The sequence below is a fragment of the Streptomyces sp. NPDC001933 genome (assembly GCF_042890955.1).
In the GTDB taxonomy this organism is placed as follows: domain Bacteria; phylum Actinomycetota; class Actinomycetes; order Streptomycetales; family Streptomycetaceae; genus Streptomyces.
This window is the reverse complement of sequence record NZ_JBIASS010000018.1, coordinates 41,269-53,911: the sequence shown is the minus strand read 5'-3', so window position 1 is coordinate 53,911 and position 12,643 is coordinate 41,269. Positions and strand designations below refer to the sequence as shown.

At 68.1% G+C, this 12,643-nt stretch carries 16 protein-coding genes; 6 read left to right on the top strand and 10 right to left on the bottom strand.

Annotated features, from left to right (window positions below; translation table 11 throughout):
- Positions 1-23: 23 nt before the first annotated feature.
- The 6 genes from ACFYY7_RS33775 to ACFYY7_RS33750 form a co-directional block, all read right to left on the bottom strand.
- A complete protein-coding gene (locus ACFYY7_RS33775; RefSeq protein ID WP_351259536.1) occupies positions 24-929 on the bottom strand; it encodes a UTP--glucose-1-phosphate uridylyltransferase in 906 nt (301 codons plus the stop codon).
- 129 nt (positions 930-1,058) lie between these two features.
- Entirely contained in the window at positions 1,059-1,970 is a 912-nt protein-coding gene (locus ACFYY7_RS33770) for a class I SAM-dependent methyltransferase (RefSeq protein ID WP_388667638.1), read from the bottom strand.
- A gap of 13 nt (positions 1,971-1,983) precedes the next feature.
- Positions 1,984-2,457: a hypothetical protein gene (locus tag ACFYY7_RS33765; RefSeq protein WP_388667637.1), complete on the bottom strand. Its 474-nt coding sequence runs from the start codon at positions 2,455-2,457 to the stop codon at positions 1,984-1,986.
- Positions 2,454-2,984 carry a dCTP deaminase gene (locus ACFYY7_RS33760; protein WP_388667636.1) on the bottom strand — a complete coding sequence of 177 codons (531 nt, stop codon included), beginning with the start codon at positions 2,982-2,984 and terminating at the stop codon, positions 2,454-2,456. The genes ACFYY7_RS33765 and ACFYY7_RS33760 overlap by 4 nt, the downstream gene beginning before the upstream one ends.
- Positions 2,981-3,532 (bottom strand): deoxycytidine deaminase, encoded by a 552-nt coding sequence (locus ACFYY7_RS33755; RefSeq protein ID WP_388667635.1) that lies wholly within the window; start codon positions 3,530-3,532, stop codon positions 2,981-2,983. The genes ACFYY7_RS33760 and ACFYY7_RS33755 overlap by 4 nt, the downstream gene beginning before the upstream one ends.
- The gene (locus tag ACFYY7_RS33750) at positions 3,529-4,029 is read right to left on the bottom strand and encodes a hypothetical protein (RefSeq protein WP_388667634.1); all 501 of its coding nucleotides are present in this window, start codon (positions 4,027-4,029) and stop codon (positions 3,529-3,531) included. The genes ACFYY7_RS33755 and ACFYY7_RS33750 overlap by 4 nt, the downstream gene beginning before the upstream one ends.
- A gap of 367 nt (positions 4,030-4,396) precedes the next feature.
- Here ACFYY7_RS33750 and ACFYY7_RS33745 point away from each other — a divergent pair, with 367 nt between their 5' ends.
- The gene (locus ACFYY7_RS33745) at positions 4,397-5,620 is read left to right on the top strand and encodes a helix-turn-helix domain-containing protein (protein ID WP_388667633.1); all 1,224 of its coding nucleotides are present in this window, start codon (positions 4,397-4,399) and stop codon (positions 5,618-5,620) included.
- Here ACFYY7_RS33745 and ACFYY7_RS33740 read toward each other — a convergent pair.
- The gene (locus ACFYY7_RS33740) at positions 5,576-6,142 is read right to left on the bottom strand and encodes an HIT family protein (RefSeq protein WP_388667753.1); all 567 of its coding nucleotides are present in this window, start codon (positions 6,140-6,142) and stop codon (positions 5,576-5,578) included. The genes ACFYY7_RS33745 and ACFYY7_RS33740 overlap by 45 nt on opposite strands.
- The gene (locus tag ACFYY7_RS33735) at positions 6,142-6,510 is read right to left on the bottom strand and encodes a MazG nucleotide pyrophosphohydrolase domain-containing protein (protein ID WP_388667632.1); all 369 of its coding nucleotides are present in this window, start codon (positions 6,508-6,510) and stop codon (positions 6,142-6,144) included. Before ACFYY7_RS33735 ends, ACFYY7_RS33740 begins: the two co-directional genes overlap by 1 nt.
- Before the next feature lie 136 nt (positions 6,511-6,646).
- On the opposite strand from ACFYY7_RS33735, the gene ACFYY7_RS33730 reads away from it, so the two are divergent.
- Positions 6,647-6,817 carry a hypothetical protein gene (locus ACFYY7_RS33730; RefSeq protein ID WP_388667631.1) on the top strand — a complete coding sequence of 57 codons (171 nt, stop codon included), beginning with the start codon at positions 6,647-6,649 and terminating at the stop codon, positions 6,815-6,817.
- Between the two features lie 1,153 nt (positions 6,818-7,970).
- On the opposite strand, the gene ACFYY7_RS33725 is transcribed toward ACFYY7_RS33730, so the two are convergent.
- A complete protein-coding gene (locus ACFYY7_RS33725) occupies positions 7,971-8,735 on the bottom strand; it encodes a tetratricopeptide repeat protein (protein WP_388667630.1) in 765 nt (254 codons plus the stop codon).
- 146 nt (positions 8,736-8,881) lie between these two features.
- Here ACFYY7_RS33725 and ACFYY7_RS33720 point away from each other — a divergent pair, with 146 nt between their 5' ends.
- The 3 genes from ACFYY7_RS33720 to ACFYY7_RS33710 all read left to right on the top strand — a co-directional run bounded on the left by ACFYY7_RS33720 (position 8,882) and on the right by ACFYY7_RS33710 (position 11,609).
- On the top strand, positions 8,882-9,607 hold the full coding sequence (locus tag ACFYY7_RS33720) for a phosphotransferase (protein ID WP_388667629.1): 726 nt from the start codon (positions 8,882-8,884) through the stop codon (positions 9,605-9,607).
- A gap of 223 nt (positions 9,608-9,830) precedes the next feature.
- A complete protein-coding gene (locus ACFYY7_RS33715; RefSeq protein WP_388667628.1) occupies positions 9,831-10,412 on the top strand; it encodes a class I SAM-dependent methyltransferase in 582 nt (193 codons plus the stop codon).
- 36 nt (positions 10,413-10,448) lie between these two features.
- A complete protein-coding gene (locus ACFYY7_RS33710) occupies positions 10,449-11,609 on the top strand; it encodes an NUDIX domain-containing protein (RefSeq protein ID WP_388667627.1) in 1,161 nt (386 codons plus the stop codon).
- 156 nt (positions 11,610-11,765) lie between these two features.
- On the opposite strand, the gene ACFYY7_RS33705 is transcribed toward ACFYY7_RS33710, so the two are convergent.
- Positions 11,766-11,915, bottom strand: coding sequence for a hypothetical protein (locus tag ACFYY7_RS33705; protein ID WP_388667626.1), 150 nt, complete (start codon positions 11,913-11,915; stop codon positions 11,766-11,768).
- Between the two features lie 43 nt (positions 11,916-11,958).
- Here ACFYY7_RS33705 and ACFYY7_RS33700 point away from each other — a divergent pair, with 43 nt between their 5' ends.
- Positions 11,959-12,327 (top strand): hypothetical protein, encoded by a 369-nt coding sequence (locus tag ACFYY7_RS33700; protein WP_388667625.1) that lies wholly within the window; start codon positions 11,959-11,961, stop codon positions 12,325-12,327.
- The last annotated feature ends 316 nt before the right edge of the window (positions 12,328-12,643 follow it).

The window sequence follows — 12,643 nt, the reverse complement described above, 5'->3', positions numbered from 1 at the left end:
GGCCGGCCCGGAAGGAGTGCGGATCAGTTGGGGGTGTCCAGGCTCCGCGCGAGTTCACGCAGGCGCGGGCCGTATTCGGGGTGCCGCAGGGCGGTCGCGAATTGCGCTTCGAGGTATGCCGCGGGGTTTCCGGTGTCGAACCAGCGGCCTTGGATGACCTGTCCGTAGGCTGCGCGGGTGGATGCGTAGGCGTTGATCGCGTCGGTGAGGTACACCTCCACGGTCGTGTCTCCGACGTCGTGCCAGCGCCTGGTCTGTTCGCGCAGCTCATCCACGATGCCGGGGGTGACGACGTATCCGCCGATGGCGGCGTACTCGGACGGTGCCTCGTCCGGCTTCGGCTTTTCGACCAGTCCGGTGATGCGCAGCATCCCGTCCCCGAGGTCTTCCTTGACGACGGGGACGCCGTAGCGGTAGGAGTCGGCACGGTCCATGGGCATGAGCGCCAGTACGGGGCAGCTCGTCGCTTCGTACGCTCGGATCAGCTGTTGGGCGCGGGGGACCTCGGACACGAACACGTCGTCGGGCCACAGCACGAGCATCGGTTCGTCACGGAAGTTGTGGGACGCATTGAGGACGGGCGTGCCGTTGCCGTACGGGCCGTGCTGGTCGAGGTAGGTGATGTGGCCGCGGCGCGACAGCTCGGCGACCTCGTCCACCGCGTCGGCGAAGTGGTCTTTGCCGTCGGCCCTGAGCTGTTCCGCCAGCGCGGGGGACGGCCGGAAATGATCCTGGATGAGGCCCTTTCCTTGGGAGACGACGATGGTGATGTCGGTGATCCCGGAGGCGACGAGCTCGCACACGGTGTGCTCGATGACCGGCTTGTCCCCCACCGGCAGCATCTCTTTGGGAATGGCCTTGGTCAGGGGCAGCAGGCGCGAGCCGATGCCTGCTGCGGGGATGACGGCCCGGCGGATCGTGGTGGGCATCGTGGCCCTCTCTGTGGGTCGGGTGCCACGCCGGCAGGCACGGCACGGGGACGCTACCAATCTGAGGAAGCGGCCGTGCCGGATCCGGCGTGACGCCCGATCCTTTGAGTCACCGGTTGCCGGGCACGTTCAACGGCAGAGGAAACTGCCGGTGAACTTGGTCACGGCGAAGTAGCCGTTGGCGTCGATCCGCCGCTTCACTTCCTTCTCCACCAGTGCGCGCAGGTTCTCGTAGAAACTTTCGTCGAGACGGGGGTCGGGCACCGACGAGGCACAGCAATGGTTGTGCCCGGTCGCGTAGAACTCCATGAATGGCAGGGGGTCGGTGAACCTCAGCTGGTCCTGCCAGGTGACCTTCTTCACGCGGTCGAAGTGCCGCTTCAGCTGGGCGGCGCCCGTCTCCAGTGACAGGCGGCCCTTCGGCGTGGCCTTGAACAGGTCGGCGGGCGCATCCAGGGCACGGAGCGCGGCGAAGTGGACGTCGTACATTTCGACCATGCTGTCGGGCCGGTCCGTGGTCAGCTGGAAGATGCCGCCCGGGCGCATGACGCGGCGTACTCCGGCGAAGCACCTCTCGAGGTCCGGCACGTAGTGGATCATGTAGTTGGCCATGACCCGGTCGAAGGAGTCGTCATCGAGCATGGTCAGGTCGTCAGCACTGGATTCGATCCACGTGCACGGGGTGGCGGTGCCGTGGAGGCGGCGGCGGGCCGCGTCCAGGACGGCCGGGGCGTTGTCCAGCCCGGTGATGGTGCCGTCGGCGAGATGGGGCCGCAGGTGCTCCAGGATGAATCCGTTGCCGCAGCCGAGGTCGAGCAGATCCTCCGTCCCGGTGAGCTCCAGGTTGCTGATCATGTGGTCGACCATGGACCGGGGGTTGGTCCGGAAGGCGTTGTGGACGAGCTGCTTGACGTCGAGCATCCGGGTGTCGGCGAAGAACCGGTCGCGGGCGGTCTCGGTCGGGAACTCGAAGTGCTCCTGGGGGATGATGCGCTGGGCCAGATCGTCGAGTTCCGGGGTGCGGAAGTCGGGCTGGGTCATGATTCCTCCTTGGTCAGACATGGGTGGGAAGGACGGGGGCCGGCCACTTCGTGCCGACGTACTTCGCCGGAAGGAGCTGTGTCAGGGGCAGGATTCGAACCGTTCCGTCCGTAGGCACGCACACCTGGAGGTCCGGGGCGTGGTCGAGCAGGAGCTCGCGGCACAGCCCGCAGGGCGGGACGATGCGGGCCCCGCTCGTCTCCGACGGTTTGGGGTAGCGGACAGCGGCGACCATCACCAGGGGTGCGCTGGTGGCTAGGCGGGCGGCGGACAGAGCACCGGCCTCCGCGCACACCGCGGCTCTGCCGACCATCGCGTCGAGGTGGAGACCGGAATGGACAGCACCTTCCGCGTCGAGCAGGGCCGCGGCGATCTGGTGCCGGTTCTCCACGTAACGGCGGCTGATGGTCTCGAACGCGTGGGCGACCAGGGCCGCGGCCTGCGGATCGGTGATGCCTGCGGACGGGTCCGCGACCGCGGGTGTCACGCCACCACACCCTTGCCGTCCAGATGGCCCCTGGACGCCTGCGGGCCCACCGAGCCCTGATACTTCCCCCGGTAGAGCATCCGCTCTCCCTGGACGCGCATGAACGTGACCTGGCCCAGTACGTCGCCGGCGTGAACGATCAGCGGCTCGACGGCGTGCAGCTGGAATGTCAGCTGGCCGCGGGATCCGACATCGATCAGGTCGGCTGTGACGTGGCAGAACAGGCCCAGGCGGGCGGCCCCGGACCGGGCGTGCAGCATGGGCACGTAGTGGTCACTGCCGACCACCTCGACCGTCGCGCCCAAGTAGATCCGGTCCGGCCGCAGCTCCAGCCCCTGCGACGGGATGGCAAGCTCCGCGGTGGGGTTTTCCGCACGTACGTCGAGGGGGGAGCTCGTGTACACCAGCAGCGTCGGACCCAGCGCAACGTCGTAGCTGTTGGGCTGCACCCGCGCCGGATCGAACGGCTCCAGGCACAGGCGCCCCTCCTGGCGCTCTTGGGTGATTTCGGGTCCGGTCAGGATCACGTGGTGCTCCTCTCCAGCATGGATGTGTCGGACAGCCGGCCCGGCAGAGGGGTCAGGGCCTGGCTGATGTGGCCGAAGAAGCCGGTGTAGGAACAGGCTGTGCCCTCAGTGGCCACGAACATCACCTGGCCCACCGTCATGCCTGCGTAGACGCGGAGCGGCTGGACCACCTTGATCTCCAAGGTCCACCGGTGGCACGAGCCCTGGTTCCCCAGAGCGGCACTGAACTGCAGGAACATACCCAGGCGCCCGAGCGAGGACCGGCCGATCAGCCACGGGACGAACTCGTCACTGCCGATCTCCTCAGCCGTCGTCCCCAAGTACGTCCGCCCGGGCTGCAACTCCACGCCCTCCGGCGGGATCACGAACTCGGACAGGCTGTGGCCGCTCGTCGCCCGGGTGTCGAGCACCGCCGAACGATGCACCCGCAGCGTGTCCCCCAGCCGGTAGTTGACCGAGACCGGGTTCAGCAGTTCCGGGGCGAACGGGTTGATCGTGAGCGCTCCACGCTGGCGTTGCCGCTCGATCTCGGGGCCCGTGAGAATCACCGGATCACCTCCGCGACAAGCATCCGCGCCTGCTCTCTCAGCGCATCCATGTCCCGGTCGTTGTCCACGCACCGCCAAGGCGACGCCGTGAGGGGCTCCTCCGTCGAGTGGGTCTCGTCCCCCGCAGAGAGGTCTCCACGCTGTGCCTTGCGGGCACGCCGGACCTCATCTGGTGCCTTGACCATCACCAACTGGAATCCGAGCCCGACCACGCTGTCGGCGTCCGGAGCCCGCAGGTCGTCGCAGACCAGCACAGCGTCCGGGCAGAGCTGCTCCGCCTGCCGCACACGCTGGGCGAACACGTCGGTCAGGGACGTCGGGTTGATCCGTCGCATCTCCGCGCCGAGCAGGTTCAGTAACCGGCCGTCCTGCTCGTTCCCGCTCACCAGCGGCCGGCCCGCGGCCGCACGTATCAGCGCCTGGAACTCGTACAGCGGGGCTCCCACCCTGAGCCGTCTCGACGGCACACCCTCCGCGCACAGTGCCTCCAGAAGCAAGCCAGCGAATGTGCTCTTCCCGGCGCCCGGTCTCCCGTACAAGGCCAGCCTGGGCATAGCGGTACCCCCTTGAGTAAGTTCCTGAGAGTGAGTTCCCTGCCCGTCCGGCGGACCTCGGCCGGACGGCGGTGGCTTCGTGGCACTCACTATGCCGACCGGTGGACCGCGCAGGAAGGCTCGTCAGGTCGCAGGGCGTCCGCAGTTTTGCGGACACCCTGCGCCGCAGGTCACCGGGGGTAAGGGTTGTCCGCAGTTTTGCGGACACGGCAATATTTCGTGAACGGATGGTGTCTGCTGGGACATCCCACGGGCCCGATGGTCCCTGTTGGTCCCCTCGTCTGGTTGCAGCCATCCCAAGGAGCACTCCATGCCCGACCCGACGTCGTTCTGCGGCCTGATGGCCGCTCTGCGAGCACAGCAGACCCTGACCTTCAGGGCACTCGCCGCAAAGGCCAAGGTCAGCAAGAGCCTGCTCTCCGATCTGGAGACGGGCCGTCGCACGCCTACCGTCACGACCGCTGCGGCAGTGGACAGGGCCCTTGGTGCGAAGGGCACACTGGAAGCAATGGCGGACGCCGAACGCAGAGCTGCGTTATGGGCAGAAGCCGGTGGGCGACGCGGGGAAGAGGATCCGATGCGACGACGCACGTTACTCAAGCAGGGTGGGGGGCTACTGGCTCTGGGGGCAGTAGATGCGCTCAGCAGCAGGCTGTCGGCCAGCGAGAGTGAGCGCATCGGGGCCCATCGCGCCATTCGCGCCGCACACGGACAGATGGACAACCTCGCCGGGGCAGGGTCCATCTACGCCCAGGCACTTGATCACCACCGGTCCATCACCGGCTGGCTGACCTCTGCCACAAGCGCCGACGAGCGAGCACGCATCGCAGCGCTCGCCTCCGACACCGGAGGCTTCGTCGGCTTCCTGACCTACGACCTCGGCAATCCGGAGTTGGCTGCCCACCACTACCGGACCGCCGCATCCCACGCGCGCCTGGCCAACGACCGCTCCCACGCGGTCAACCTCATGGGGCAGCAGAGCCGGATATCCGCCGACCAGGGCCGCCTCGATGAGGCCTTGACGCTCACGGACCGGGCCCTTGAGATCGCCGGGACGCGAGCCCATCCAGCCGTCCGGTCGTGGCTCCACGCAGTACGGGCCCATCACCACGCGTTGCTGTCCCAGGCCGGCGCCAACGACCAGAGCCACGCGAAGCAGGCGGACGTGGACCTCCACTCCGCCTGGACGCTTCTCGACGTGGCACACGACGGCGAGGTACCCCCCTACATCGGGTACCTCAGCACCGCCGAACTCCAGAAATGGACCGGCCACACCATGCTCCGGCTCGGCGACAAGAACGCGCTCAAGCGAGGCCGGACAGCTCTCGATGAAGCCCACACCATCTGGCCGTCGGAGTCTGTACGCGGAGCCGCCGAGATGCTCACCTCATCCGCCTCCATCCACCTCGCCTCCGGAGACCACGAAGCCGCCGACGCCGTCATCACCACCGCGGTGTCCATCGCGACGGCCACCGGCTCAGCCCGAAACCTACGAGCCGCACTCGCCGTGCAAACCCGTCTGGCCACCACGTGACGCGCCCGCCCGGCCCCCTCCTGCCCGTGCCAGGACCGCCTGCCTGATCAGCCGGCCGAGCCGCTGCTCGTCGGGCGCCGTCTGACGGAGCACACCGTGCTCGGCCATAAGCGCATAGAACTGCTGCTCGTTGTAAGGAACATCCGGGGGCAGCCCCGCCACATGCCAGTGAATGTGAGCATTGCCCTGCTGACTTCCCAGCGACAGCAGGTAGGTCCGCTCAGGCGCAACGACATCCTCAACAGCCAGCGCCACCAGCCGCACAACACCCATCAGGCGATGAAACTCCGCATCGTCGAGATCTCGAACCACCTGTTCCACGTGAGCCTTGGGCGCCACCAAAGCCTTCGCCGGAACAGTGGGCCACCTGTCCAGGAACGCAATGTGGTGCTCGTCCTCATACACCACCTCGTGCCGGTAGTCCGGCTTCCCCGCAACAATCGCACAGACGAAACACGGACCCCTGCGGGCTCGAGACTCATAGACACCCAGATCAACGGGTTCCCTCCGATACCCGGCCATCATCCGTGTACCTCAGTCTGCTGCCGCTGCAGATCAGATCCGATCTGAGTTTCCAGATCAGACATCGTTTGTGTGAACGCCTGCTCAAGATCGACGCCATACAGGCGGGCCAGCACTAGGACCGACCACAAGCAGTCAGCGAGTTCGTGGGCGAGAGCGCCGTCCAGCGAAACAGCAGGATACGACCGCGCTCCTTCAATGGCCATCACGATCTTGGTCAGATCGCCGACATCCCCAACGAAGCCGAGCATGAATTCTTCCCGGCTCCATGTACGCCCCCGAGCAGACAGATTGAATTCGTCGTACAAAGCGTGGATCTGCATCGCACGCTTTGTGAAGGACTCCATTTGGCCGACTTCCTGATCCAAGTTCCGCTCCTGGTGCCGCGAAAATGAATATCCAAACCTTCGACAAGGTTGCGTCAATCTCATATGCGCTGACGAGGCTACTGGACTCACAGACCGTTACCCTCGTCCGGCCCGACTAAAGCGTGTTGCAGAGGCAGTGCGGATCCGCGCCGCGTTCCCCGATGTCTTCGCCTTCCCGAAGGGCCTGATCCGTGAACTCGTGGCGCTCGCCCAGTTACTTCAGGGCACCGAACGCGGCGACCACCTGGCCCGGCATGGTGAACAGCTCACCGGCATCCCCGTCCCCCTGCCATCCCCGGCAGCCTGATGAACCCACCGGAGACAGTCCCCTTCCCACCGCGTCCGCTGCCATCTGCGGCAGCAAGAACTCAGCAGAAGGAGACCTCTTTGAGCACCGCACGTGCGCTGCCCGCCCCGCTCACCAAGGGCGACGGATCGGCATCATCACCTCGTCCGCACCCGAACCGGCGCAGCACCCCGATCAGTTCAACCGCGGGCTGGATGCCCTGCGCCCCTGACCACCAAGTCGGACATCGCCGAGACCTGGGCGATCTACGGCTCCGACCAAGTTGCCCGGGAACTGCAGTTGCCGGAGCTGGACCGGTGGGACTGGGGAATCCGGGGCACCGGCCCCGGCACCACGCCACTCGGCGAGGTGGCAGGGCTTCGCGTCCTCGACCTCGGCAGCGGAGCGGCTGGCACGATCTCCCGGCAGCGGGGCGGCCGGAGTGGCTCGGCGGCGTTGGGCCATCGATGTGGACCGGCCGGAAGCGCAGACGTCCGTAGCGGCGGGCGACGAGCTCGGCTCTTGGCCCACCCCGTTCATCTGACTCCGCGGCCTCGCCGCCAGCGAGTTCATGCGGGATGGGGCTGCCGGACCGCTCAGGGCTCAACGCGGTCGTCCGGCCCGGCAGCCTCGGCGGGCCGGGCAGGCACCGAGGCCGCCGGCCGGTGCAGTGGTGCCGGGCGCAGGAGAGCTTTTACGGTGCTGGCTCCGCCGGTGGTTACTGGAGGCCGGAGGACTCCTCCAGAAGGTGCTGGACCCGTAGGGCCTGCTGCTGGCCCTGTGCGGCGAGCGCGTCGAGGAGGCGACGGGCTCGCTCAGCATCGGGCCCGTCCGGTGAATGTCGTTGAACAGGACCCGGGGGAGGAACGGCACACTCTTGTGGGACGACACGGCGACAGTACGCGCGGTCGCCCAGGACGTCGAGTGCGAGAGCCACCTCTTGGCCGTCGAACAGACTGTGGGCATCGAGAACCTCCAGGAGGCGGTCGGCCAGGTGCGTCCGTGCCGCGTGGAGGGGAGCCCACGCGCGGTTGAGACTGCGCGCCTGCGCAGGCTCCCAGAGCGCGCCGGGCGCCGGCAACGGCTGCAGCGCCTGCCCGAGCGCTGTGCTGCCCCGAGCGGGCGGGGGTGGCCGGGGGCCAGTGGTCCGTGTCCGGTGCCGGACACGGACGGGTCAGGTGGGTTGGCAGGCAGCGAGGCCGGCTTCCGCCCGTGCGTACTCGAAGGTGTGTGCTTCGGCGCCGGGGACAGTGAGGGCAGCCCGGAACTGCTCGCGTGCCTCACCTAGGCGGCCCGCGGTGGCGTATGTCTGGCCGAGCCGGCAGCGAATGTCCATCTCCAGGCGGTTGTATTGCGGTTCCTTGAGCGGGTCGAGCAGTTCGTGCGCGGCAAGTGCTTCGTGGTGGAGGGACAGGGCGTTGTCCAGATCGCCGATGCCCTCCTGGGCGGTGCCGAGACGGGCCAGCAGGAGCGCCTGCTCCGCGGTGTCTGCGCTCTGATCTGCGCTCTGTGTGACTAGGTCGAGGGCGCGGCGGAACATGCCTCTCGCCTCGCGGTGGCGGCCCAGGCTGAGGTGGACGTCTCCGATGCAGTACAGGGCCCGGCTCAGCAGGCTGGGCCTGCCACTGGTCTCGGCGTAGGTGTAGGCGAGGCCGAAGCAGTCCAGTGCGGCTTCGGTACGTCCGTGGAGTTGGTGCGCCCGGCCGAGCAGGCTGAGCGACATTCCGGCGAGCCACCTGTCGCCGGCCCTCTCGGCAAAGCTCAGGGTTGTGGTCAGCTGGGGGATGGCTTCCTCGCCCCGGCCCGAGATCAGTGCGACGGCTCCCAGCCCGGCCAGGGCGCGGCCTTCCTCGCGTTCGTCTTCGTTCTGGCGGCTGATCGCGCCGCGCTGGAGGCGTGGGAGCCGTCCGGTTGTTTCGAGGAGACGAGTCAGGCCCACCTCCTGCTGGGGCGCCGGCCAGTGGACTGCGGCCGAGAGGAACAGTCATAAGCAGTCGCGACTGAGAACACCTGCCGCTACCCGTGCGTGCTGCTGTACAGAGCAGCCTTGGACGCGTCACGTCCACCACGAACGCCTCGACTGGCATGAACTCCACGGTGGCCTGCACCCTGGACACGGACAGCGGGCCCGTCTTCCTCAAAGCCGCCGAGCAGGGCCACCCCTGGGCGGCGCAAGCGACGGATGCCGCGATCAACCCCAACGTCACCGCCCTCTCGCCACGCCTGCTGCTGCGCGTCGAGAGCAGCGGGTGGGACGCCCTGGTCTTCGAGTTCGCGCCCGGCCGGTCCGCTGATCTCCGCCCCAACTCGTCGGACCTGGGCCTGGTTGCCGACGTCATGACCGCCTTGGGGGAACTTCGGCGACCGAGCTTCGACCTACCCGTCGCCCAGAAGCACTTCGCCAAGGATGCCGAAACAGAGGATCTGGAACACCTCGCCGGCCAGGACCTGCTGCACCTGGACCTCAACCCCGACAACATCCGTGTGGCGGAGAAAGCCCTGGTCGTGGACTGGGCCTCGCCGACCGTCGGAGCCGCCTGGGTTGATGTAGCCGGGCTGATCGTGCGCCTGATCGACGCTGGGCACACGCCCGAAAGCGCTGACCGGTGGGCGCGCGGGCTGCCGGCCTGGCGTTGCGCACCCGCGTCAGGCATCACCATGCAAGCATCGGTGAACGCCCGCTCGTGGGCCCGGATCGCGCGTCAGACTTCGTTTCCGTGGGCACTGCAGCTGGCGGACTCGGCCAAGCGGTGGCTGAACTACCGCCGCCGAGTCGAACCCAGCGTCGCTCCCGGAGAAGCCCGGTGGTGAAAGTGCATTTACCAGAGAGGGGTTCCAGGGCTGAAGCAGCGACCGCCGTTCCCGACTCAACCAGTGGGGGCGGAACCGTGTCCTCAACGTCCGGGCCACCCTCGCCCTCGGCACACTCCTCCAGATCGTGCCCGTCCTCCTCCTGCTGACCTCCCCCTATCCACCATCCGTGCTCTGCGGGAGATCCCCGTCCGCGCGGCCGTGCCGCCCGTAAAGGAGCTTCATGACCACCGCGTCCACCGCGGCTGTGACCTACTGGGAGCGGCTCTGGGCCAAGGGCCGCCGCTACCGGCAGTTCGACGACACCGAGAACCGGCTGCTGGAGGAACATCTTGGCCCCGGCCGCGCCCGCCCAGCCCTCGACCTCGGCTGCGGCGACGGCGCTCTTGCCCGACGCCTCGCCCAGCTCAACTACCGCACGACCGGCGTCGACTGCTCCCCCAGCGCCGTCGCGCTCGCCGCCGCCCAGAGCACCGGGCCCGGCCATGAACCGGTGTGGCGGTGCATGGACATCACCACCGACGACATCAGCACCCTGCCAGAGCCGGCGTACGCGGTCGTCACCTGCCGCCTGGTCTACCGGTGGATCGAGGACAAAGCAGGCCTCCTCGACCGCGTCCGCCACCTCCTCGCCCCGAGCGGGACCTTCTGGGTGGTCACCGAGATCGCCGGGCGCCGCGCCGTCACCGACCCCCTGCAGGACCTCGGAATCACCCCCGCCCAGGCCGAGATACTCACATCGGGCTGGTCCGTCGTCCACACCGCCGACCTCGACGTCCTGCGCTGCTACGCCCTGCGCCCCTGACCCTCACCCGCCCCGGCTACCCGATGGAGAACCCTGATGACCACCGAGTCGGACACCGCCGAGACCTGGAAGATCTACGGCGCCCACCAAATTGCCCGGGAACTGCAGATGCCGGAGCTGGACCGGTGGGACTGGGGAATCCCGGGCACCGGCCCCGGCACCACGCCACTCGGCGAGGTGGCAGGGCTTCGCGTCCTTGACCTCGGCAGCGGGCTCGGCCGGCACGCCGCCCACCTCGCCGCCCTGGGTGCCGACGTCACCGCCGTGGACGCCTCCCCCACCCAGCACCAGCGCGCCCTCGCCCGCTACCCGCACACCCCCGGCCTGCGCCTGGTGTGCGCAGACGCCGTGGCCCACTTGCGCGACGCCAACCCGTACGACCTCATCTACTCCGTCGGCTCCATGCCGTACCTGGACCCCGACCGCCTTCTGCCCGCCCTGGCCAACGGCCTCAAACAGGGCGGACGCCTGGTCTTCTCCGCGCTGCACACCAACTCGAACGGCACCGGGCCGTCAGCCGATGTGGCTCCGCGGCCCGAGATCCTGCGGCAGCCCGGCACCACCGAAGACCATCCCGTGAACATGTGGGTCCTCACGCCCCGGCTGTGGAAGGACCTCCTGGCCCAGCACGGCCTCACTATGGAGGCGGTCACCGCGATCAACTCCCCGAAGCCGGACAACGCCGTCTCCTACCGGCTGTATGCCGCCCGCCGCCCGCCGCGTGTACCGAGTCGCCCCCGCACCAGCGCTCCGCCTCCACCGAATACCGCGCTGGGGGTCGGTGTGATCGTGCACGGCCCGGACGGAGTCCTGCTCGGACGGCACCGACGCCGTACGTGGGAGCTCGCCGGCGGAACCGTCGAGCCGGGCGAGACCTTCGCCCAGGCCGCCGTCCGCGAACTCCGCGAAGAATCCAGCCTCGTGGCCGAGCCCAGCGACGTTCGGGTGCTGGGCACGCTCCTGGACCAAGTGGGCGACGTCGTCCGCCTGACAGTGCCTGTCATCGTCACCCAGTGGTTCGGCCACCCTCAGCAGCGCGAGCAAGCCATCGGCTCCTGGCGGTTCTGGCCCTTGGACGCACTGCCCAGCCCGCTGTTCGTACCAAGCGCCCAGTGCCTCACCGCCTGGAACCCGGACCTGCCGCTCGACCACCCGCCCGCCGACTTCCAGGCCTATCATGTCCCCGGCCGCGCCTAGCCCAGCGACTACGCCCCACCGCGTTCGACAGGAAGGCGCTGTCACCGTGACTCCACCCGCCCCTACTGGGCGTCTACGCGCATCCAGACAACGAAGCCCTCCTGGCCGGCGGCATCCTCGTGCAGCACGCCGCCGCGGCGTTCTTGGCCGGCTCGCTCATGCCCTGGCGGCGTTGTACTCGGACCGGATCTTCTCCAGGGTGCCGATCTTCTCGACGTAGATGCATACGCACTCGGCTTCCTTGAACGTGCGGACCTGTCCGGCGAGGTCCTGGCCCTTGCTGGAGACACGGGTGGATTCGTTCACTTCCAGTGGCTCTGGCACAACTTCCGTGCAGCGGAAACGGTGAGTGATAGGTGGCCTTGTCCAAGTCCGAGCCGAGCACGGTCTCGTCCGGCCGCGGTGCGGCGCGCTCGGGCTGTGGCTGGAACGCGACGGCAAGATCGAGCTGAAGTCCGACAACGCGATCGAGACGACGGGCGGCAACACGTCGACCTTCACCCGTGTCACGTTCCCCACCCCGTTCCCGCCCGGTTCCAGCGTCGTTGTTCTCCCCCTGACCCAGACCTTCAACGGTCCGGAGACGCCCGGTATCCGCATCCACGACGTCACCACCAGCGGCTTCCTGATCCGCATGAACGAGGTGTACGCCGGCGCCACCAAGAGCGACGGGAAGCACACCACCGAGACCATCGGCTGGCTCGCCGCAAGCGTCTGAGGTACTCCCGTCGGCCGGTAACCCCGGCCGACGGGGCCGCGGTCGGCCAAAGACCGTATGGGTGACGAAGACCCGCATGCCTGCAAAGTTGAGGGAACCGGCCGTCGCGGGTGGCGGGCGCTGACGATACGACGCATAGGGCGGACACCCAGCTTCATTGGTAGTTCCTTCCCACACGGCCCGATGGTGCAGCCCAGGGAAGTCCTTTACGGCGCATCCCGGTCAGCGACACCGGGTTTCAGTCAGTCACAGCCGGCGTGCGCTTCACAGCAGCTGACAAGCACGGCGGCTGCCCGCCGGCTGTCGACGGCGACAT

Coding starts and splice junctions, on each gene's coding strand:
- ACFYY7_RS33770 (WP_388667638.1), bottom strand. CDS start 1,970: ATGACCCAGCCCGACTTCCGCACCCCGGAACTCGACGATCTGGCCCAG.
- ACFYY7_RS33775 (WP_351259536.1), bottom strand. CDS start 929: ATGCCCACCACGATCCGCCGGGCCGTCATCCCCGCAGCAGGCATCGGC.
- ACFYY7_RS33710 (WP_388667627.1), top strand. CDS start 10,449: ATGACCACCGAGTCGGACACCGCCGAGACCTGGAAGATCTACGGCGCC.
- ACFYY7_RS33740 (WP_388667753.1), bottom strand. CDS start 6,142: ATGGCCGGGTATCGGAGGGAACCCGTTGATCTGGGTGTCTATGAGTCT.
- ACFYY7_RS33745 (WP_388667633.1), top strand. CDS start 4,397: ATGCCCGACCCGACGTCGTTCTGCGGCCTGATGGCCGCTCTGCGAGCA.
- ACFYY7_RS33720 (WP_388667629.1), top strand. CDS start 8,882: ATGAACTCCACGGTGGCCTGCACCCTGGACACGGACAGCGGGCCCGTC.
- ACFYY7_RS33715 (WP_388667628.1), top strand. CDS start 9,831: ATGACCACCGCGTCCACCGCGGCTGTGACCTACTGGGAGCGGCTCTGG.